This window comes from Christiangramia pacifica (assembly GCF_057221535.1).
The window spans coordinates 1761194-1782952 of the sequence record NZ_CM170146.1 but is presented as its reverse complement, the minus strand read 5'-3'; the positions used below and the strand labels follow the sequence as shown (position 1 = coordinate 1782952).

Annotated in this window: 26 protein-coding genes; 20 read left to right on the top strand and 6 right to left on the bottom strand. The window is 36.8% G+C overall.

From position 1 onward, the window contains the following. The 6 genes from AC2S94_RS08235 (at position 1) to AC2S94_RS08210 (ending at position 6662) form a co-directional block, all read left to right on the top strand. Positions 1-621, top strand: a complete 621-nt coding sequence (locus tag AC2S94_RS08235; RefSeq protein WP_484628128.1) for an SGNH/GDSL hydrolase family protein — start codon at positions 1-3, stop codon at positions 619-621. After that, on the top strand, positions 618-1073 hold the full coding sequence (locus tag AC2S94_RS08230; protein WP_484628127.1) for a nuclear transport factor 2 family protein: 456 nt from the start codon (positions 618-620) through the stop codon (positions 1071-1073). Before AC2S94_RS08235 ends, AC2S94_RS08230 begins: the two co-directional genes overlap by 4 nt. A gap of 171 nt (positions 1074-1244) precedes the next feature. Further along, entirely contained in the window at positions 1245-2669 is a 1425-nt protein-coding gene (locus AC2S94_RS08225; RefSeq protein WP_484628126.1) for an exonuclease domain-containing protein, read from the top strand. Positions 2670-2718: 49 nt separating this feature from the next. Further along, entirely contained in the window at positions 2719-3570 is an 852-nt protein-coding gene (gene rlmF, locus AC2S94_RS08220) for a 23S rRNA (adenine(1618)-N(6))-methyltransferase RlmF (RefSeq protein WP_484628125.1), read from the top strand. Between the two features lie 402 nt (positions 3571-3972). Further along, positions 3973-4566: an HD domain-containing protein gene (locus AC2S94_RS08215; protein ID WP_484628124.1), complete on the top strand. Its 594-nt coding sequence runs from the start codon at positions 3973-3975 to the stop codon at positions 4564-4566. 272 nt (positions 4567-4838) lie between these two features. Further along, complete coding sequence (locus tag AC2S94_RS08210) at positions 4839-6662, top strand: sodium:solute symporter family protein (protein WP_484628123.1); 1824 nt, start codon at positions 4839-4841, stop codon at positions 6660-6662. A 56-nt stretch (positions 6663-6718) separates the two neighbouring features. Here the strand turns inward: AC2S94_RS08210 and AC2S94_RS08205 are convergent, their stop codons facing one another. Both AC2S94_RS08205 and AC2S94_RS08200 read right to left on the bottom strand, forming a co-directional pair. Beyond that, positions 6719-7408, bottom strand: a complete 690-nt coding sequence (locus AC2S94_RS08205) for a porin family protein (protein ID WP_484628122.1) — start codon at positions 7406-7408, stop codon at positions 6719-6721. Between the two features lie 159 nt (positions 7409-7567). Continuing rightward, positions 7568-7882: a rhodanese-like domain-containing protein gene (locus AC2S94_RS08200; RefSeq protein WP_484628121.1), complete on the bottom strand. Its 315-nt coding sequence runs from the start codon at positions 7880-7882 to the stop codon at positions 7568-7570. A 149-nt stretch (positions 7883-8031) separates the two neighbouring features. Between AC2S94_RS08200 and AC2S94_RS08195 the strand changes: the two genes are divergently transcribed. The 12 genes from AC2S94_RS08195 (at position 8032) to AC2S94_RS08140 (ending at position 16845) form a co-directional block, all read left to right on the top strand. Beyond that, on the top strand, positions 8032-8481 hold the full coding sequence (locus tag AC2S94_RS08195; RefSeq protein WP_484628120.1) for a MarR family winged helix-turn-helix transcriptional regulator: 450 nt from the start codon (positions 8032-8034) through the stop codon (positions 8479-8481). Then, positions 8465-9118 carry an NAD(P)H-dependent oxidoreductase gene (locus AC2S94_RS08190; protein WP_484628119.1) on the top strand — a complete coding sequence of 218 codons (654 nt, stop codon included), beginning with the start codon at positions 8465-8467 and terminating at the stop codon, positions 9116-9118. Before AC2S94_RS08195 ends, AC2S94_RS08190 begins: the two co-directional genes overlap by 17 nt. A 19-nt stretch (positions 9119-9137) precedes the next feature. Then, positions 9138-9707, top strand: a complete 570-nt coding sequence (locus tag AC2S94_RS08185; RefSeq protein WP_484628118.1) for a YceI family protein — start codon at positions 9138-9140, stop codon at positions 9705-9707. 222 nt (positions 9708-9929) lie between these two features. Next, positions 9930-11324: an anthranilate synthase component I family protein gene (locus AC2S94_RS08180; RefSeq protein WP_484628117.1), complete on the top strand. Its 1395-nt coding sequence runs from the start codon at positions 9930-9932 to the stop codon at positions 11322-11324. A gap of 8 nt (positions 11325-11332) precedes the next feature. Then, on the top strand, positions 11333-11950 hold the full coding sequence (locus tag AC2S94_RS08175) for an anthranilate synthase component II (protein ID WP_484628116.1): 618 nt from the start codon (positions 11333-11335) through the stop codon (positions 11948-11950). A gap of 3 nt (positions 11951-11953) precedes the next feature. Further along, a complete protein-coding gene (gene trpD, locus AC2S94_RS08170; RefSeq protein ID WP_484628115.1) occupies positions 11954-12955 on the top strand; it encodes an anthranilate phosphoribosyltransferase in 1002 nt (333 codons plus the stop codon). Further along, positions 12955-13743, top strand: a complete 789-nt coding sequence (trpC, locus tag AC2S94_RS08165; RefSeq protein ID WP_484628114.1) for an indole-3-glycerol phosphate synthase TrpC — start codon at positions 12955-12957, stop codon at positions 13741-13743. The genes trpD and trpC overlap by 1 nt, the downstream gene beginning before the upstream one ends. Continuing rightward, positions 13744-14457 (top strand): phosphoribosylanthranilate isomerase, encoded by a 714-nt coding sequence (locus AC2S94_RS08160; RefSeq protein ID WP_484628113.1) that lies wholly within the window; start codon positions 13744-13746, stop codon positions 14455-14457. Position 14458: 1 nt separating this feature from the next. Next, entirely contained in the window at positions 14459-15640 is a 1182-nt protein-coding gene (gene trpB / locus AC2S94_RS08155) for a tryptophan synthase subunit beta (protein ID WP_484628112.1), read from the top strand. Positions 15641-15721: 81 nt separating this feature from the next. Continuing rightward, positions 15722-16486, top strand: a complete 765-nt coding sequence (trpA, locus tag AC2S94_RS08150; protein ID WP_484628111.1) for a tryptophan synthase subunit alpha — start codon at positions 15722-15724, stop codon at positions 16484-16486. 77 nt (positions 16487-16563) lie between these two features. After that, positions 16564-16707, top strand: coding sequence for a hypothetical protein (locus AC2S94_RS08145; RefSeq protein WP_484628110.1), 144 nt, complete (start codon positions 16564-16566; stop codon positions 16705-16707). A gap of 3 nt (positions 16708-16710) precedes the next feature. Further along, positions 16711-16845 (top strand): 30S ribosomal protein THX, encoded by a 135-nt coding sequence (locus tag AC2S94_RS08140; RefSeq protein ID WP_484628109.1) that lies wholly within the window; start codon positions 16711-16713, stop codon positions 16843-16845. A gap of 7 nt (positions 16846-16852) precedes the next feature. Here the strand turns inward: AC2S94_RS08140 and AC2S94_RS08135 are convergent, their stop codons facing one another. The 4 genes from AC2S94_RS08135 to AC2S94_RS08120 form a co-directional block, all read right to left on the bottom strand. Next, positions 16853-17518 carry a uracil-DNA glycosylase family protein gene (locus AC2S94_RS08135; RefSeq protein ID WP_484628108.1) on the bottom strand — a complete coding sequence of 222 codons (666 nt, stop codon included), beginning with the start codon at positions 17516-17518 and terminating at the stop codon, positions 16853-16855. An 80-nt stretch (positions 17519-17598) separates the two neighbouring features. Further along, on the bottom strand, positions 17599-18360 hold the full coding sequence (gene yaaA / locus AC2S94_RS08130) for a peroxide stress protein YaaA (protein WP_484628107.1): 762 nt from the start codon (positions 18358-18360) through the stop codon (positions 17599-17601). Positions 18361-18458: 98 nt separating this feature from the next. Further along, entirely contained in the window at positions 18459-19517 is a 1059-nt protein-coding gene (locus AC2S94_RS08125) for an RluA family pseudouridine synthase (protein ID WP_484628106.1), read from the bottom strand. Continuing rightward, positions 19507-20136, bottom strand: a complete 630-nt coding sequence (locus AC2S94_RS08120) for a PASTA domain-containing protein (RefSeq protein ID WP_484628105.1) — start codon at positions 20134-20136, stop codon at positions 19507-19509. Before AC2S94_RS08120 ends, AC2S94_RS08125 begins: the two co-directional genes overlap by 11 nt. A gap of 101 nt (positions 20137-20237) precedes the next feature. Between AC2S94_RS08120 and AC2S94_RS08115 the strand changes: the two genes are divergently transcribed. Both AC2S94_RS08115 and coaD read left to right on the top strand, forming a co-directional pair. After that, positions 20238-21215: a D-alanine--D-alanine ligase gene (locus tag AC2S94_RS08115; protein WP_484628104.1), complete on the top strand. Its 978-nt coding sequence runs from the start codon at positions 20238-20240 to the stop codon at positions 21213-21215. A gap of 48 nt (positions 21216-21263) precedes the next feature. Beyond that, positions 21264-21719 (top strand): pantetheine-phosphate adenylyltransferase, encoded by a 456-nt coding sequence (gene coaD / locus AC2S94_RS08110; RefSeq protein WP_484628103.1) that lies wholly within the window; start codon positions 21264-21266, stop codon positions 21717-21719. Positions 21720-21759: the final 40 nt, after the last annotated feature.

Sequence of the window (21759 nt, the reverse complement as noted above, 5' to 3'; positions counted from 1 at the left end):
ATGAAAAACTTAAATTTCATCCAGATCCTTTTGATCGTGTTTGTTTACGGTTCTTCCCTGGCACAAGAGTCTGAATTTAAAGTTCTATTTATTGGAAATAGTCTTACTTATACTAATGATCTTCCGGAACTTGTAGAGAAAACAGCTAAAAATCGTGGATATTCTGTAATGTCTGAAATGATCGCGCAGCCTAATTATGCCCTTATAGATCACTGGAGAGATGGGAAAGTCCAGCAAATGATAAGGAGAAATAATTTTGATCTGGTTGTTATACAGCAAGGTCCTTCTTCTCAAAACTTCGGAAAGAAAATATTAATAGAATACGGCAAAAAGCTTAAAGAACTCTGTACTAAAAATAATGCTGAACTGGCCTATTTTATGGTCTGGCCTTCCAGGCAGTATTATCACACTTTTGGCGGTGTAATTAAAAATCATGAGGAAGCCGCAAGACTCAATCAGGCTCTTTTGTTTCCTGTGGGTACAGTTTGGAAAAAGCATTTCGATGATACCGGAATTTTCGATTATTACGGTCCAGATCAATTTCATCCTTCAGAAAAAGGCAGCCAAATCGCAGCAGAGGTTATAGTGGAAGGAATTCAGAAGATGATCGCAGATAAATGAAAAATTCAGAAATCATACATAATTTCTACCAGTCATTTTCCGCTGGAAATGCTGAAGAAATGATAGCCAACTATCATGAAAACATTGAATTTAAAGATCCTGCATTTGGTAACTTAAAAGGAGATCGCGCAAAAAATATGTGGCGTATGCTGCTAAGTCGAAACAACGATATACAAATCGATTATGAAATTTTAGAAGTGAATGAAACTTTTGCAAAAGTAAATTGGACAGCCCGATACAATTATGGCCCTCAACAGCGAAAGGTGATCAACAATGTTACCGCTTATTTGAAGTTTAAAGATGAAAAAATTATAAAACACACAGATAAATTCAGTTTATGGATATGGTCCAGGCAGGCGCTGGGATTAAGCGGATTTTTATTAGGCTGGACAGGATTTATGAAAAAGAAAATTCAACAAAAAACCAATCATTTGCTGGATGAATACATTTAAAAAAAACAGTTTAGTATCTTCTCTGAAGATTTTTTAAAATCTCTCCAGACATCTTCAGTTTTCAATTGAAAGTTCGTACGAGTAAATTCGACATTTTAAACGAGTATAAAGCTATAAATGGATTTTTTCCTATCATTTGGATATTTTCCAATAATGAAGTAATTTTCCAGCATGAAAGACGTGAAGTTCGCAATAACCGATATTGAAACTACAGGGAATGGAATCAAGGGCAATCGTATTACTGAGATCTGTGTAATTGTAGTTCAGAATGGAAAAGTGATAGATGAATATTCTTCCCTGGTAAATCCGAGTCAGTCAATTCCTCTATATATCGAAAGTCTTACCGGGATCAATGACGAAATGGTTTTAAACGCGCCACATTTTTCAGAAATCGCTGATGATGTTGAAAAGATCACTAAGGATTGTGTTTTTGTAGCACACAATGTGAATTTTGACTATAATATAGTCCGCGCTGAATTTGCCAGCATAGACCGTGATTTTAAAAGAAAAAGATTATGCACGGTTAGACTCACCAAAAAGCTGATTCCGGGTCTATTTTCTTACAGTCTTGGAAACATCTGTACTTCTATTAATATACCGCATGTAGACAGGCATCGCGCCAAGGGTGATTGCGACGCCACGGTGACCTTATTTCAACGTTGTCTTTCATTGGATCCGGATTTTGAAGTAATTAACCAGTTACTAAATCAAAAAACTGCCGCATCCTATTTACCACCCAATTTTAAAAGTTCAGATTTTGAAAAACTTCCTGAGACTACCGGAGTTTATTTTTTTAAGGATAAAGACGGAATTCCTATTTATATCGGGAAAGCAAAAAATATAAAGAGCAGAATAAAGTCGCATTTTCAGGAAAGATCTAACCGGAAATATAAAATGATGCAGGAAACATACAGCATCGATTATGAGTTAACCGGAAATGAATTGCTTGCCCTCTTGAGAGAATCTGAGTTGATCCTAAAATTTTTTCCGAAGTATAACAAAGCACAGAAAAAAGTTTCCCGGCCTTATACGCTTACTTCTTATCATAATCAGAAGGGAATTGAGCAATTTGCCTTACATAAGAATAAGATCGCGCCGGTTAGCTGGATGAAATTTTATACTCGTGAGGAAGCCATCAAATTTCTGGAGCAATTATGTGAAAAATTTGAGCTGTGCCCAAAATATTGCGGACTTCAGGCCGGTGTGAAAAATTGCGATCACTATAAGATTACGAATTGCAGTGGTGCTTGCAAAGGCGAGATCAGTATTGATGAATATAATCAGCGAGTGGAAAAGGCGGTAGATTTTATTTCGCAATATGATGAATCCTGCCTCTTAATGGAAAAAGGACGTACTAAATCTGAAAAATCATTTATTTACCTCAACCGTGGAAAATTTGCCGGTTACGGATTTGTATCCGAAAATGAAGAATTCAACCAGCCTGAAGATTTCAGAAATTTTCTTACGCATTCCAAAACTTCCAGCTATGCTGACAGAATAGTTAGCCGGTATTTGAATTCGAAAAAGAATCTCTCTAGAATTCCACTGAAAGTGCAGGAAGATAATCTGGTAGAAAGTGAAGTCTGGTTTGGGTAATTGGAAGCTCTGCATAATCTTCTATATTTGACGAAACTTCCAGCTGAGGATGCACCCGAAGAATTTACATAAAGGCTTTTACGACTTTAAGAAATTAATAGAAGTTCACAACGAGCTAAATCAATTTGTATTCACCAATAAATTCGGGAATATTACCATCGATTTTTCAGATCAGGACGCTGTTCTTCATCTGAATAAGGCATTATTAAAACATCATTATCATATAGATCACTGGAATATTCCGAAGAATTATTTATGCCCGCCAATCCCCGGTCGCGCAGATTACATTCATCATATCCATGACCTTTTAGCTGAAGAAAAAATTGAAGAAGATATTAAGGGAATTGATATCGGGGTTGGCGCAAATGCAATTTATCCTATTCTTGCCAGCAGTATTTACGGCTGGAAGATGCTGGGAACCGATATTGAAAAAAATTCGGTAGAAATCGCCCAAAAGAATATAGCTGTGAATCCAGCGATCTCAGATAAGATCAGAATTAATCATCAAAAAGATCGCGGTAGCATTTTTAAAGGCATTATTTCTGAAAATGAAAAATATACCTTTAGTATGTGCAATCCACCATTCCATGCTTCCGAAAAAGGTGCAGCGAAGGCGGCATTCAGAAAAATAAAGAACCTTGGAATTTCAAACTCTGAACTTAATTTTGGTGGACAGGCAAACGAATTATGGTGTAACGGTGGAGAGGCCTTGTTTATAAAACGAATGATTAAGGAAAGCATATTATTTAAAAATCAGGTGAGTTGGTTTACAAGCCTGGTTTCTAAGAAAGATAATTTACCGAAGATCTATAAGCAATTAAAAAAATCTGGAGCCCGGTTTAAAACTATAGATATGGATCAGGGAAATAAGAAAAGTCGGTTTATCGCCTGGAAATTCTGATTTGAAAAATAGGCAAATCGTAGCCATGGGCTAAATGCTTAAAAATAACATGCTATCGCTTTTTAAAAATCCAGATAATTCAATAATGTTAATATTTTATAGGTAAGCGTCATAAAATTTGTTGAAGTAAGCCTACATTTATAATGGTTCAATTTTTTAAAGGAGATAGGCAATGGGGAGTCTATCTCCTTCTTTGTTTTACCTCCTTTTTACTGAAAATCAATTTTTTAAGCTATATTGGTGTGGTCTCATAATCTAAAAAACTATAGTTCTAAAGTCATACGTATGGATAAATCACCCATTTCCAGCTGGATTTTTGAATCTGAATTGAAATTGATTAATCCCTATCCTAATCCCGTAATGGTTGGAACTTATTGGGTATTATTGTCAAATTCTGAATAAATGAAGAGAGATGATATTTTTGATATTGTTCAGAATAGACTTGAGAATGATCTTCCCGATTATTTACATTATCATGATGCTGACCATACCAGATCTGTCATAGAAAATTCAATTTTTCTTGCTGAAAAAGAAAAGTTGGAAGACTCAGAAATTCATCTTATTAAAGTAGCAGCCTTATACCATGATGCAGGTTTTATGATTGGAAGAAAAGATCATGAGAAAAAAAGCTGCCGTCTCGCTACCAGGGAACTACCCGAGTATGAATATTCAAAAGACCAGATCAAGATCATATGCGGTATGATCAATGCTACCCGAATTCCGCAAAAAACACACAATATTTATGAAGATATCGTTGCAGACGCAGATCTTTTCTATTTAGGAACTGACACTTACAGCCATTATTCGAATAAATTATACCTGGAATTAAAACATCAGAATCCGGATCTAACTGAAAAGGACTGGCTTAAAATCCAGCTGGACTTTCTGCAGGCCCATAAGTTTCACACTCAATATGCCTTGGAATTTCTAGCTCCTGTCAAAGAAAAACATCTGAAACAGCTAATAAAAATGTGGGCAAAATTGCAAAAGCTATAATTTAGATGCATTTTTTGCGGGTTTACCCTCTATAGGATAATTAAAAAAATAGCTATAAATTTAAATTTCAAAGTTTTGGTTATCGAGTAAGTATATAGCATAGGTGATATTTCAACCTTATTCTTTAACTAACCAACTCAAGAAAAGGGATAACTTCGGTTGTCCCTTTTTCATTGCTATAAACTGGTTGATAGTTTTTTAAAAAAGATTTATCAGAATATCAGATATATTTTCGTTATTGACATTTCAAACAGACGACTACCCAAATTATTATGATAGATTTAGCTGTAATTGACTATGTCCTGATATTTTCTTTTTTCGCGATTACCTTAGGAGTTGGTTTTTATGTTTCAAAGAAATCTGGTAAAAGCTCTTCAGAATATTTCCTGTCAGGAAAAACTATGCCCTGGTGGCTACTCGGAGTCTCTATGGTTGCTACAACTTTTTCTACTGATACTCCTAATTTAGTAACCGATATCGTGCGCAACAATGGTGTTTCTGGAAATTGGGTCTGGTGGGCCTTTTTACTTACTGGATTACTTACTGTTTTTATTTACGCTAAACTCTGGAGAAAATCCAACGTTGATACAGATATTGAGTTTTATGAATTGAGGTATGGTGGGAAACCAGCGAAATTTCTTAGGGCATTCAGAGCGATCTATCTTGGAGTGATCTTTAATGTACTTGCCATGGCGGCAGTAACCTTGGCCGCAATTAAAATAGGACAGGTCATGCTTGGTCTAAGTGCTTTGGAAACAGTAGGTCTGGCAGGAATAGTCACCGTAATTTTCAGCACCATGGGTGGCTTCAAAGGCGTGGTCTATACTGATTTCATCTTATTTTTCACAGCCATAATCGGCGGAATTGGTGCGGCATATTATTGTGTGAATTTACCAGAAGTAGGCGGTCTGGAAAATCTTCTGGCCCATGAAAATGTTTCTGAAAAACTTAATATTCTTCCAGACTTTACTAATACTGAAGCATTGATTACCCTAATGATTATCCCATTGGCCGTTCAATGGTGGAGTGCCTGGTATCCTGGCGCTGAACCCGGTGGAGGCGGCTACGTCGCACAGAGAATGTTGGCAGCTAAGAATGAGAATCATGCTATTGGGGCAACATTCTTTTTCAATGTCCTACATTATGCCTTGAGACCTTGGCCTTGGATTCTGGTGGCGCTAACATCATTGGTAATATATCCAGATATCGCGAGTATCCAGGAAGCATTTCCAAATGTTAGTCAGGACAAGCTGGGACATGATCTTGCTTATTCTGCAATGTTAACCAGATTACCAGCCGGACTTTTAGGTTTGGTAATCGCTTCCCTGGTTGCCGCATATATGTCAACTATTTCTACCCATCTTAACTGGGGTTCCTCTTATATTGTAAATGATTTTTATTCAAGATATATCAAGAAAACAGCTTCGGAAAAGGAATTGGTGAATGTCGGAAGAATAAGTACAGTATTGTTAATGGTAATAAGTGCTACGCTTGCCCTGGTGCTTCAAAATGCTTTACAGTTATTCAATATTATTTTAATGTTTGGAGCTGGAACCGGACTTATCTTTTTATTGAGATGGTTCTGGTGGAGAATTAATGCCTGGAGTGAAATTACAGCAATGTTGGTTTCCGGGGTTATATCAATTTTATTCAATTTCACTTTTCTTGGATCTTTTGCCTTTGGAGGAACAAATCCGGAAACCAATCAGGAAATAATTGGTCTTTTCCCCGGATGGGCTACCTATCCCATGGTAGTTCTTATAACTACATTATCCTGGCTAATTGTTACCTATTTAACCAAACCTGAAAAAACCAGCACACTAATTAATTTTTATAGGAAAACTCAGCCTGGAGGTCCAGGTTGGCAAAAAATATTAGATAACTCAGAAGAGAAATTTGCAAAAAAAGAATGGAATGTACCCTCGGGAATCCTCGCGACGATTCTGGGATGCTTTACAATTTACGGAGCCCTATTCGGAACCGGTTATTGGATCTATGGAAAGTATTTGAAAGCCACGATAATTACTGTGATGGTATTTATATTATCATACTTTCTTCGAAAACTATGGTTCAGAATTAAGTCTGAAGTCTTTTAAATAAAAAAAGCTCCGGTAACCGGAGCTTTTTTTATTTTATCAATGCTAACTAATTATTAAAAATAACATCCTCCTTTTCGTCTGCCAGGATTTGCAGCACTATCGAATATTTTAAAGCTAATACTAAGTAATATTTGATTTAGTCTCGAGTCATCGAAATTGGCAGTATTAATTCCAAATCCATCAGGACCTCCATTTACTATATTTATAATGTAAGGCTCCTTAGTTGCTAAAGTTCTATCATATCTCAAATCCAGTTCGAACCTTCCAAAGGCAGCTTTAATTCCTGCCTGAGCCGCCAAAGGGCTATTTTGAGCAACAACTGGTTGATCTGCTTCATTTCCTTCTAAAGATACTTCTAAAATCTTTTGGTAAGCTGGTCCTGCGTAAACATCAATAGGTCCCCATACATTATACCCCAATAATAATGGTACACTAATTTTATCTAACGCATACGTAGAAGGTCGTGTTGGAAATTGAAACTCAACCTCCATCGCACTATAAATTACTTCAGGTCGAATCAAAAATTTATTGAATCGAACTTCAAAAAAACCACCTCCGTGATATTTGAATTGAGAGTCTCCTTCAACGGTTCCTCCAAAATCGGTTCCTCCCCCAACTCTTCCCGTAATTTGTCCGCCCATGATATAACTAGGACCTCCTTTTATTCCAAAGCTAAATTCCTGAGCGCTAGATACTGAAAAGCATAGCAAGCCGACAATAAGTAAATAAAATGATTTATTCATAACTAAAGTATAATTCGCGGACAATCGGGGTTAAATATATCAATTTAATAGACTATTCAAATAGTTGACCTTATGTTTTTAACGTAAAAAATCGAGTTTCAGTATTATTCAATAAAAAAAGCACCAAAAAATGGTGCTTGAAAATTGTTTTATTACTTACTAGTCAACGGCTTTTTCTCCTTCCCATTCAGAGAATCCACCTAAAAGGTTATAAGTTTCACTAAAACCCATTTGATCTAATAAAGTACATGCCTGGGAACTTCTCTTACCAGAGCGGCAGTAGATATAATAATGCTTAGACTTATCAAGTTTTTCAACCTCATTAATAAATCCCTGTCCTTTATAAATATCTATGTTTTTGGAATTAGGGATATATCCTTCTTCTACTTCTTCTTCTGTACGAACATCCAGAATAACAGAATCTTTATCATTCTTTAATTGTTTCTGCCACTCTTCCTGACTTAATTCTTTCATATGTAGTTAAGTTTTATTGGTCTTGTAAAGATAATCTATCTTTTTGGGTGAAGAAATCTGGAAAACAGAATCCATTAATTTTAACAGAACATTAAAATTTTGATCTATGAAATTCTTTACATTTGTACCTACAACAATTGTCTATACAAATGAATATTGAGGAAAGATTGAAAACTAAGGAGATGCCAGAATCTAAAAAGCTGGTTTTGAATATTATCGTTACAGCCAATTATTTAAATGAAAAGCTGGCGGAAATATTAAAACCTTTAGATATCAGCTCTCAGCAATTCAATGTTCTTAGAATTCTTCGTGGACAAAAGGGTAAACCAGCAAATCTTTCAACAATTCAGGAAAGAATGGTTTCAAAAATGAGTAATACCACGAGACTGGTGGATAAACTAGTTGATAAAAATCTTTGCGAAAGGATTGTCTGCCCATCGAATCGTAGGAAAGTAGAAATAAGGATTACCGAGCAAGGATTGAAATTGCTAGAAAAATTGGATCCTTTAATTCAGGATCACGAGAATAACATTGCTGAAAAAATCAGTGAAAAGGAAATTTTATCACTAAATAAAAAATTAAATGAGCTTAGAAGTTAAAACCCAAAACACGTATAATGAAGATCTTAACTGGAGATATGCCACTAAGAAATTCGATTCCGAAAAAGAATTGAGTAAAAATGATCTTGATACCTTATTAGAAAGTATTCAACTAACAGCTTCATCGTACGGTTTACAGCCATATGAAGTTATCGTTGTGAAAGATCAGGAAACGAGAGAAAAGCTGAAAGCTGCGGCATGGAATCAAACTCAGGTAACAGATGCTTCTTTTTTATTAGTATTTGCTAATATGAAATCGATTTCAGAATCTTATGTAGATACCTATTTAGATAATATAGCTGAGACTAGAAACATGAGCAGGGAAGATCTAAAAGGAATGGAAGACATGATCAAGAATACTACCCTTCAACTTTCCAATGTAGAACAAGAAGCCTGGGCAGCTAAACAAGCTTATATAGCATTAGGAAATTTACTATCTGCAGCTGCCAGCATGAAAATTGACACCTGCCCAATGGAAGGTTTTGATACTGAAAAATTTGATGAAATTCTTGGACTTTCAGAAAGAAATTTAACCAGCGCAGTTATCGCTCCAATTGGTTATAGAAGCGAGGAAGATCAATATCAGCATCTAGCCAAAGTAAGAAAATCAAAATCAGACCTAGTAGAAATAATTTAAAACCTAAAAATTAAGAACAATGAAAAATACAATTTTAAAAGGCGGAATTGCCACAGCAATCGTATTAGCAACTGTAGCATTTACAAATACGAAAAAAGAGGTAAATGTTGAAACAAGTACCATTGAATGGACTGGCGAAAAGGTTACTGGTTCTCATAACGGAACAATTCAACTAGAGAGTGGTCATTTCATGATGGAAGATGAAAAGATCGTTGGAGGTGAATTTGTGATGGATATGAGTACAATCACTGTGACAGATCTTTCAGGTGAAAACAAAGCAAAACTGGAAGGTCACCTGAAATCTGAAGACTTTTTTGGAGTTGAAAAACATCCAAATGCTAAACTTGTAATTACAAGTGCTGCCTCTAAAGGCGATGGAAAATACGGAATTGTTGGTGATTTAACGATTAAGAACGAAACTCACCCGATCACTTTCGATCTAATGATGAAAGATGATTCTGCTACTACAAGTCTTACGATAGACAGATCAAAATACAACGTAAGATATGGTTCTGGAAGTTTCTTTGATAATCTTGGAGACAAAACGATTTATGACAATTTTGAACTTGATGTAAACCTTAAGTTCTAATACTGAGAATCCCGGAACCCTACTTCCGGGATTTTTATTGGAAAAATGTTTGTTTAGAAAAATTTCATCTCTATCTTTGAAGTCATGTTTAAAATGAAAAGAAATAACTGGTGGTGGAATAACTTACGTCAAACTTCGTGAGCTAAACTGCCATTTCCATTATAGAAAACTCAAAGGCTTGTCTCACGACAAGCCTTTTTTTATTGCCTAAACTCAACATTAATGTTCGAATTAAATACAAAATACAAGAAGATTCTTGCAGATACGATCACTCCGGTGAGTATCTATCTGAAATTGCGAGATAAATACCCAAACAGCCTGTTATTGGAAAGTAGCGATTACCACGCCAGTGACAACAGTTTTTCTTATATCTGTTGTAATCCAATCGCTTCATTCAAGGTTGAAAATGAAAAAATAACCTCAACATATCCAGATGGAAATATAGAAAATCTTGATATCGATACTCAGGTTTCTATTCCGCAGGAAATACAGAAATTCTCAAAAAAATTCAAAGCAGACTCTTCGGAATTTAAGTTTATCAATAATGGCCTTTTTGGATACATCGCTTATGATTCGGTGCGTTATTTCGAGAATGTTGAAATAAAACGAAAGGATAAAGATCTACAGATCCCTGATATTTATTATGCAGTCTACCAGAATATCATCGCCATAAATCACTTCAAAAACGAAGCTTATATTTTTGATCATTCTTATAATTCAGAAAGTAAAATTGAAGAAATCGAGCAATTATTGAAAGTAAAAAATTTTGCTTCCTATAATTTCAGCAGAAATGAAGAACCTCAATCTAATCTTACAGATGAAGAATATAAAGATGTGGTAAAAGCCGCAAAAGAGCATTGCCATCGCGGAGACGTTTTTCAACTTGTGCTTTCCCGTAGATTTTCTCAAAAATTCAAGGGTGATGAATTTAACGTTTATCGAGCGCTGAGAAATGTAAATCCGTCCCCTTACCTGTTTTATTTTGATTATGGAAATTTTAAAATTTTCGGTAGTTCTCCGGAAGCTCAACTGGTAGTTGATAAAGGTAGAGCCGAAATTCATCCAATCGCCGGAACTTTTAAAAGAACCGGTAATGATGAAAAAGATGCCGAAATCGCTAAAGAACTTGCGGCAGATGAAAAGGAAAATTCCGAACATGTGATGCTGGTAGATCTCGCCCGGAATGATCTTAGCCGTAATGGAAGTGATGTAAAAGTGGAAAATTACCGGGAAATTCAATTCTTTTCCCATGTTATACACCTGGTAAGCAAAGTCACAGGAAAGAAAGATCCTGATGTTCCAACTCCACAGATAGTTGCAGACACTTTCCCAGCCGGAACTTTGAGCGGCGCACCTAAACCTATGGCGCTAAAGCTTATCGAAAAATTTGAGAATGTAAATAGAAGCGCTTACGGCGGAGCGATAGGATTTATGGATTTTGAAGGGAACTTTAACCATGCGATTATCATCAGGTCTTTTGTGAGCAAAAATCATGAATTGCATTACCAGGCCGGGGCAGGAATAGTTTCAGAATCTAAACCTGAAAATGAGTTGCAGGAAGTCTATAATAAATTAGGTGCACTTACAAAGGCGCTTGAAATTGCTGAAGATATATAATGAAAGAGATGAAAAAAATACTGGTTATCGATAATTATGATTCGTTTGTTTACAATCTGGTGCATTACCTGGAAGAATTAGATTGTGAAGTGGTGGTTAGAAGAAATGATCAGCTGCATATTGATGATGTGGAAGATTTTGATAAAATTTTATTATCGCCTGGTCCTGGTGTTCCAGATGAAGCTGGACTTTTAAAGCCCATTATCGAAAAATATGCTGCTACCAAAAGTATCTTGGGAGTATGCCTGGGAATGCAAGCGATCGGAGAAGTTTTTGGAGGAAGATTATTGAATCTTGATGATGTTTATCATGGTGTAGCCACGAAAATTGAATTATTTGTAGATGATGAATACATTTTCAGCAAGCTTGAAAAAGAATTGCAGGTGGGAAGATATCATTCCTGGGTAGTTGAGAAAAATCTGCCTCCGGTTCTAGAGGCAACCAGTTACGATGAAAAAGGCGAGATCATGTCTTTAAGGCATACTGAATTTGATGTTCGGGGAGTTCAATTTCATCCTGAGTCAGTATTAACTCCGGAAGGAAAAAAAATGATCCAGAATTGGGTGGAATATGAATTTCAAAAGGAAACAGAAAAATCAGAAGTAAAACCTGAGCACGAATTATAAAGAATGAAAGAACTATTAAACAGGCTTATCAGCCATGAAACTATAAGCACCGAAGAAGCCAAGCAGGTGATCTTCAATATTTCTGAAGGTAAATACAACGATACTCAAATTGCCGCCTTTCTTACAGTATATATGATGCGAAGCATTACTATTGAAGAATTGGAAGGTTTCCGGGATGCCCTGCTGGAATTATGTATTAAAGTAGATCTATCAGGTTATGAAGCGGTGGATCTCTGCGGAACCGGTGGCGACGGCAAGAATACTTTTAATATATCCACGACTTCTTCTTTCGTAACTGCAGGTTCTGGCGTAAAGGTTGCCAAGCACGGAAATTATGGTGTTTCCTCTGTAAGCGGAAGTTCTAACGTGATGGAACATCTAGGAATCAAATTCAGCAATGATGCCGGATTTCTGGAAAATTGTATTGACAAGGCAAATATTTGCATCCTGCACGCCCCGCTATTTCATCCGGCAATGAAAAATGTAGGCCCGGTTAGAAAAAGTCTGGCGGTGAAAACATTTTTCAATATGCTTGGACCTATGGTAAATCCAGCATTTCCAAAGAATCAATTAGTCGGCGTTTTCAGCCTGGAACTGGCGAGGATGTATGCGTACCTTTATCAGAATACCGATAAGAATTATACCATTTTGCATGCACTGGATGGATATGATGAAATTTCACTGACTGGTGAAACAAAAAGTATCAGTAATAATTCTGAAAGAATACTGAGGCCTTCAGATTTTGGTATTTCAGAACTGAGAGAATCTGAAATTGCCGGTGGTGGCTCCATTGATAGTTCCGCAGAAATTCTAACAAACATATTGAAGGGAAAGGGAACCGTAGCGCAGAAAAACGTAGTTTGCGCAAATGCTGGAATGGCCATCGCAACCTCCAGGAATTTGAGCCCTCAGGATGGTTTTGCCGCGGCTAAAGAATCATTGGAATCAGGTAAAGCATTCGAAAGTTTTAAAAAATTACAGGAATTAAGTCAAAAACTAAACTGATGAATATTCTCCAAAAGATCATAGCCGATAAATATAAAGAAGTCGAATTAAAGAAATCACTGATCCCGATATCTCAACTGCAAAACTCAGTGCTATTCGATAGAAAATGTATTTCCCTGGCTAAAAATTTAAAAACAGGATCCGGAATAATTGCGGAACATAAAAGAAGGTCGCCTTCAAAATCTGTGATTAATCAAAGTTTGAATGTTCAGGATGTTGCCAAAGGTTATGAAGATGCAGAAGTTTCGGGCATTTCAGTTCTAACCGATGGAAAGTATTTTGGCGGGTCTTTAGAAGATCTGTTATATGCGAGAGCTTCAGTAAAGACTCCTATCCTGAGAAAGGAATTTATGATCGACAAATATCAGGTTTTAGAAGCCAAAGCTTATGGTGCTGATGCTATTCTTTTGATCGCCGCGGTTTTGACTGAAAAACAATTAATTTATCTTGCAGATTCAGCTAAAGATCATGGATTGGATGTCTTACTGGAAATTCATAATGAAGAGGAATTACAGAAATCACTGAAAGTTCGAGCTGATATGATCGGCGTAAATAATCGAAATCTGAAAACATTTGAAGTGAGCATAGAAAATTCCAAAAAATTGGCGAAACTAATTCCGGATGATTTCGTAAAGGTTTCGGAAAGCGGTATAAGCGATACGGCTGCAATTGCTGATCTTAAAAATTATGGATTTCAAGGTTTTCTAATAGGTGAGAATTTTATGAAAACAAACGACCCTGGATCTGCAGCAAAAGAATTTATTACCAAATTAAAGATGATCGTATAAATGAACCAGAATAATACGAAAGAGAAAAGTTTATTTATTTCTGCCTCTGGACAAAGTTCAGGCTTGAGTCTTAAGGTTTGTGGAATGAAGCAACCGGGGAATATGATCCAGGTGGCAGAACTTCAGCCCGACTATATGGGCTTTATCTTTTACGATAAATCTCCACGTTATTTTGATGATAAACTTCCCGAAATTCCTTCTGAAATAAAAAAAACAGGTGTTTTTGTAAATGCTGAAATTGAAGAAATTAAGGAAAAGGTTGCAAAATTTGATTTGAATGCGATTCAGCTTCACGGCGATGAGTCGGCGGGATTTTGCAAAGAACTTAAGGCTGAACTTCAGCAATCTGGGAACACCCCGGAAATGATCAAAGTTTTTTCAGTTGGTGAAAATTTCGATTTCCAGGAAATTAAGCCATACGAAGGGATCGTGGAATATTTTCTTTTCGACACAAAAACGGAACTGCGTGGTGGATCTGGCAAAGATTTTAATTGGGAAATTTTGAAAGATTACCCTTCTAATACTCCATTCTTTTTAAGTGGGGGAATAGGATTGGAACATGCAAGTGCAATTTCAGAATTGAAAAATCACTTTTTAAAAATAGGAAAACCGGCATTGCTTCATGCAGTTGATGTAAATAGCAAATTTGAATTAAAGCCGGGATTAAAAAAATTAAAGGAATTGAAAGATTTCAAAACACAGATAAATTCATAGGATGAGCTATCAGGTTGATGAAAAAGGATACTACGGAGAATTTGGCGGCGCCTACATTCCAGAAATGTTATATCCAAATGTTGAGGAATTGCGTTCGCGCTACCTTGATATCATGCAGGAAGAATCTTTTCAGAAAGAATTTAAAGACCTGCTAAAAGAATACGTAGGGCGCCCTACTCCGCTTTATTACGCCAAAAGATTCAGTGAAAAATATGGCACCAAGGTTTATTTGAAACGTGAAGATCTATGTCATACGGGCGCACATAAAGTGAATAATACTGTTGGGCAGATCCTGATGGCACAAAAACTAGGTAAAAAACGCATCATTGCAGAAACCGGTGCAGGTCAGCATGGAGTTGCTACCGCTACTGTTTGCGCGCTTATGGGCATGGAGTGCATTGTTTACATGGGCGAGATCGATATTGAACGGCAAGCGCCAAATGTCGCGAGAATGAAAATGCTTGGAGCTAAAGTGGTTCCTGCTAAGTCTGGAAGCAGAACTTTGAAAGATGCGACGAATGAAGCTATTCGTGATTGGATCAACAATCCTGTGGACACACATTATATCATCGGTTCTGTGGTTGGACCACATCCATACCCTGATATGGTTGCCAGGTTCCAGGCGGTTATTTCTGAAGAGATCAAAAAACAACTGCAGGAAAAAGAAGGAAAAGAAAACCCTGACTATGTTGTAGCTTGTGTTGGTGGAGGAAGCAATGCTGCAGGGGCCTATTATCATTATCTTGACAATCCTGATGTGGGAATAATAGCCGTGGAAGCTGCCGGAAAAGGCATCGATTCAGGCGAAAGTGCGGCAACATCAGCTTTAGGAAAAACCGGAATTATTCACGGAAGCAAAACTTTATTAATGCAAACGGGCGATGGCCAGATCACTGAGCCATATTCCATTTCGGCCGGACTCGATTATCCAGGGGTTGGACCTATGCATGCAAATCTTTTCACTAGTAAAAGAGGTGAATTTATAAGTGTTACCGATGAAGATGCCATGAAAGCTGGTCTGGAACTCGCGAAATTGGAAGGAATTATTCCAGCCATAGAAACCTCTCATGCTCTCGCAATTTTTGAAAATAGGAAATTTGATAAGGACGATATCGTAGTGGTAAACCTTTCGGGGCGTGGAGACAAGGATCTGAATACTTATATCGAATATTTTAATCTATAGAATGTCATTCTGAACTTATTTCAGAATCTATTGAGACGCTGAAATAATTTCAGCGTGACGAATTCTAAGAATTTTGGAAAAATGAACAGAATAAATAAAAAATTGCAGGAAGACCATAAACTGCTTTCCATATACTTCACTGCCGGATATCCGGATTTCGAGGATACAGAAAAGATCATTGTAGATCTTGAAAAAAATGGTGTTGACTTTATAGAAATTGGATTACCGTTTAGTGATCCTTTAGCTGACGGACCAACAATTCAGGACAGCTCTACGAAGGCTTTGAAAAATGGAATGACCACCACTAAACTTTTTCAGCAGTTAGCTGGTATCAGGGGAAAGGTTGAAATTCCATTAATTATCATGGGCTATTTTAATCCAATTTTACAATTTGGGGTTGAGCAATTCTGTAAGAAATGCGAGGACACAGGAATTGACGGACTCATTATCCCTGATCTTCCCGTAGATGTTTATCATGAAAAATATAAGGAGTTATTTGACAAATATGGTCTTAGAAATATTTTCCTGATCACTCCGCAAACTTCAGATGAACGTATCAAATTTATTGACTCGGTTTCAGACGGATTTATTTATATGGTGAGCAGCGCAAGCGTAACTGGTTCTACAAGTGGTTTTGGGAATGATACCAGAGATTATTTTAAAAGAATCAATAATTTAAATCTGAAAAAACCACAAATTGTAGGTTTTGGAATTAAAGATAAAGAAACTTTTGACCAGGCAACCGAATATGCCAAAGGAGCGATTATTGGAAGTGCTTTTATCAAACACCTGAACGAAAATGGAACTTCGAATATCAAATCATTCGTTGAGAATGTCAAGCTTTAACCTAATTGTAACAGGGTATTAGCAGCTTTTAAGACTACTTCTTGTTATCTTGGATTAAATCTTAAAAAATAAAAGTTATGGGAGGACCAATTGAAGATAAGCATAAAGGAAGAACTAAGGATCAGAAGAATCCAACAAATCCTACTGGTAATCGTAATGAAAAAACGAACGAGGTAGATTTTGACGACAAAACCATTAAAGACCAACAGAATAAACAATAGTTTATGGGAAAAGGAGACAAGAAAACTAAAAGAGGAAAAATTGCAATTGGCACTAGTGGAAAATTAAGACCTAAACGTAGAAAGTTTAAGATTAAACCCACCACGTTAGCCGATCAGGATAAAAAAGAATTGCAATAATCCTGAATTAGAAAAATTCTCTATACTGAAGAACCCTGAAATCAAGAGTATTGAATTCAGGGTTCTTCTTTTTTAATTCTTTATATAAGGGATTACTTCCCACAGCGATATTAGCTGCTCCTGAAGGAGCGATAAGCGAAACCGTTTTTATCAGTCTGCCATTAAGTAGGAATTGATGAATTCGAGGCGATTTATTTGAAATGACCTTTAATTTTATGTCCGGATGATTTTGTCTTAAATACTTACGGAAAAAAAATTCAGGTCCGTTTTTAGAATTCCCTCCAGTAAAAAGTAGTGTATTAATCTTCGTGTGTTCGCGTAGGATTCCAATCATATCACGAAGTTCGACTTTCTGCATACCCAGATCTGAGGCATCGATTTTTTCCCTTCGGCTACTTTCAACCACATCGCAAATTCCTATTCCCCTTTCTATCAAAAAGTCTTTTCTTTCCTGTATAGCTTCTGCGGTGTTTTCAAATTTAAGATCAAGATCAAAAATTCTATTCAATATGATCCACAACTGCCCGTCACGACTTCCATAACAAAAATCAACATCGTCCTCCTTAAACTTCCCCTGGGTAAACCTTGGTGGTGGTAAGGTGCCAACAATCAATTTTGTTGCTGACTCAGGAATAAATGGTGGATAAGGGTGTTTGTGGTGAAAAAGTTCCAAATAAATTTAATTAATAATTACAGGCTAATTTTGTTTTAGCAGCTAAAAATCATGAAACGTAATCAGTTTAAAGTCAACTATTACCGTATAAAAGTTGGTTCGTTCTCGTTCTTAGTGTGTTCCTCGCTAAATCGATAATCATCATAATCAAAACCTTTGATATCCTCCAAAGTTTTGCAATCATGATCAATAATATAACGAACCATAGATCCTCGCGCTTTCTTGGCAAAGAAGCTGATGATCTTTAATTTTCCGTTCTTGAAATCCTTAAATACGGGAGAAATTACAGGAACTTTTAGTTTCTTGGTATCTATTGCCTTGAAATATTCGTTGCTGGCAAGATTCAGAAAAAGCTCATCATCTTGTAGTTCATTATTTAAAAAATCGGTCACTTTTTTCTGCCAGACTTCATAAAGATTATCCTTTCTTTCGATCCCGATGGAAGTTCCCATTTCCAACCTATATGGCTGGATTAGATCAAGCGGTCTCAAAATCCCATACATTCCGGAAAGAATTCTTAAAGTATCCTGAACTCTGTCTATCTTATCCTTTGGAATTGTGTAGGCATCCAGGCCCGTATAAACATCACCATTGAAAGCATACATGGCAGGACGAGAATTCTTCTTATCATGATCTTCTTCAAATTCCTGGTATCGGGTATAGTTTAAATCAGCCAGCTTATCGCTAATACTCATCAATTTCGAAAGCTCCTTTTTGCTTTGCCTGGAAAGTTTACGGTTTAACTTTCCTGCAGTTTCCAGAAATTCTGGCTGAGTTCCTCTAGTAGTAGGTAATTTTGATTCATAATCCAGCGTTTTCGCCGGCGAAACAACAATTTTCATTTCTTTTCGGTTAATTTTCTACCAAAGATAACCTATCAGTTCAAAAACCGAAAAATCCCTGAAATTTGTTTCTTATGAATCTATAGAAGGCTTTTATGCTATAGATCTTCTAACTGGTTCTTAGCATAGCCACGCCACTTATCAATACAGTTTACCATATCCTCAGGAATGTCTGAATTGAAGCTCATCCATTTCCCTGTTTCCGGATGCTCGAAACCTAAGGTTTTTGCATGCAAAGCCTGTCTTGGAAGAATTTTAAAACAATTGTCTACAAATTGCTTATACTTGGTAAATGTAGTTCCTTTCAAGATCCTGTTTCCGCCATAACGCTCATCGTTAAAAAGAGTATGGCCAATATGCTTCATATGAACACGAATTTGGTGAGTTCTTCCAGTTTCCAGTTTACAGGAAACCAAAGTCACATATCCCAACCGCTCTATAACTTTATAATGCGTGACAGCTGGCTTGCCATTTTCAGCTTCATCTCCTTCATAAACTATATTCTGAAGCCTATTCTTGGGGTTTCTGCCAATATTCCCTTCGATCGTTCCTTCCTCCTCTTCAACATTACCCCAAACGATCGCAACGTATTCACGTTCACTGGTTTTATCAAAGAATTGCTTGGAAAGATGGGCCATCGCCTCTTCGGTTTTAGCGATCACTAAGAGTCCGCTCGTATCTTTATCAATTCTGTGTACAAGTCCCGGGCGATCACTACTATTATTTGGGAGATTGTCAAAATGATGTACCAACGCATTGATCAAAGTTCCGCTATAATTTCCATGACCGGGATGAACAACCATTCCGGCAGGTTTATTCACCACCAAAAGAACCTCATCTTCATAGACAATATCCAATGGAATATCTTCAGGCACTAATAGATATTCGTATGGCGGATGCTCGAACATCACCTGCACGGTGTCGCCACCCTTCACCTTGTAATTTTGCTTTACGGTTTCTCCATTTACATAGATATTTCCGCTTTTGGCAGCTTTCTGAATTTTATTTCTAGTAGCATTTTCAATAAAGTTCATCAGGTATTTATCTACCCGAAGTGGCTTCTGCCCTACTTCTGCTACGAATTTGTGATGTTCATAAAGACTTTCGTCCTCTTCTTCATCTTCAATATCTTCTCTTTGATCTTTATTAGAATTCATCAACTTCGCTATCTGTTTCGGTTTCGCTTTCTACATCCAGCGTGTCTTCCTCCGTATTTCTATATCTTCCGCTACCATCTCCAAGAACCAGGTCTATCACAGAAGTTTTCATCAATTCATCTCCCGGCTCTATCAATTTTCCTTTATGTCTAAGTTCTAAAACTGCATCTTCAGCAATATCCGGCTTATAAGAAACCTCCCCTATCTCAAATCCCAGAGATCGTAAGGTTGGTTCAACCTGCCTTCTTGTTTTTCTGATCAAATTATTCGGAACTTCAATTTTTCTATATCCTGAAGGATTCAGCGTTAAATAAATTTTTCGGTCTTCCTTTACAAATTTACCCGGAGCTGGCACCTGATCGATCACCGAATATCTTGGAAAATCGGGATTGAAATTTGCTGAATCCAGGATCTCAAAATCAAGATCGAGCTCGTCCAGCCTGTCTTCAACATTATCCAGATTCATTTTCGCCAGATCTGGAACTTCAATTCTCTGATCCTGGTTCGTAGAATAATCAAGCCATTGCATCGTTAAAAATGAAAGCACCACTAATACTATAACCGCAAGTACAAGCTGTATCAAAAATGTCTTGCTGAAAATAAATCGAAATAATCCCATAGTTTTTAGATAATGGGCAAAGATATAAAACCCTTTGGTTTTGGTGACTGCCCTTTTAAGTGATATTTTTGTTTAACGACTTCTAACCGGATATATTGAATATGAAGAAAAAAATTGCCATCGCAATGGGCGGATATTCCAGTGAATATCGCATTTCCATCAATAGCGGAAATATTGTATATAAACATCTAGATCGTGACCTTTATGAACCATACCGCGTACACATATTACAAAGCGAATGGTTTGTCGTGGCTGAAGATAATACCCCTTACCCCATTAACAAAAGCAATTTTACAGTGAAGATCGACGACAAGGTGATAGAATTTGACTGTGTATTTAATACTATTCACGGTACTCCTGGTGAGAACGGACTTCTTCAAGCCTATCTTGAATTGATAGGTATCCCTCAAACAAGCTGCGATTACTACCAGTCGGCACTAACTTTTAATAAAAGGGATCTAATAAGTGTTTTGAAACCTTACGGAATCAAAGCGGCGAAGAATTATTTTCTGAATAAAGATCAGGAGATAAATACTAAAGAAATTGTTGATGCAGTCGGACTCCCATGTTTTGTAAAGGCCAATCGAGCTGGCAGTAGTTTTGGAGTTACCAAAGTGAAAACTGAAGATGAAATTGTAGCAGCGGCTAAAACTGCCTTTACCGAAGACGATGAAGCGATCATAGAATCTTTCCTTGACGGAACTGAAGTTTCTGTTGGAGTAATCACTTATAAAGGAGAAGTTATGGCTTTACCTGTAACTGAAATTGTTCCTGATGGCGAATTCTTTGATTATGAGGCAAAGTATCTAGGGAAATCTCAAGAGATCACACCAGCCAGAATTTCTGAAGAAGACACTAAAAAAGTGCAGGATATTGCAGTGATGATCTATAAAAAACTCAAAATGAAAGGTCTTTCCCGATCTGAATTCATTTTTCATGATGACGAACCTCATTTTATAGAGATGAATACCAATCCAGGCATTAGCCAGGCTAGTATTTTACCGCAACAGGCAGAAAAGGCCGGTATCAGTCTGAAAGATCTTTTTGGGAGCACCATCGAAGCGGCACTAAATCAATAAATAAATTCTGATTATCTTTTCCATTGATAATTGCACAAAATCCTTTCGATGAAAAAAGCCGTTTTTCCGGGATCATTTGATCCCCTTACCTTAGGACATACAGATATAATTGACCGCGCGCTACCACTATTTGACGAAATTATTCTGGCCATCGGCACGAATTCCAGCAAGAAATATATGTTCAGTCTTGAAGAACGGTTGCATTTTTTAAAGGAAACTTATAAGGATGAGCCGAAGATCACCGTAGAAACCTACAAAGGTTTAACGGTAGATTTTTGTAAGTCACAGGAGGCTAAATTTATTCTTCGCGGTTTAAGAAACGGGCAGGATTTAGAATTTGAGAAAGCAATAGGGCAAACCAATTATAAAATGTCTGGCATCGATAGTATATTTTTCATTTCCAGCTCAGGACTTGCTCATATTTCCTCTACCGTGGTAAGAGATGTAATGCATCACGGCGGAAATTATGAATTCATGGTACCTGATATAGTTAGAAAAAAGTAGTATCTGTATCTGCTTAAATTGCCCAATTCTCCCAATCTGA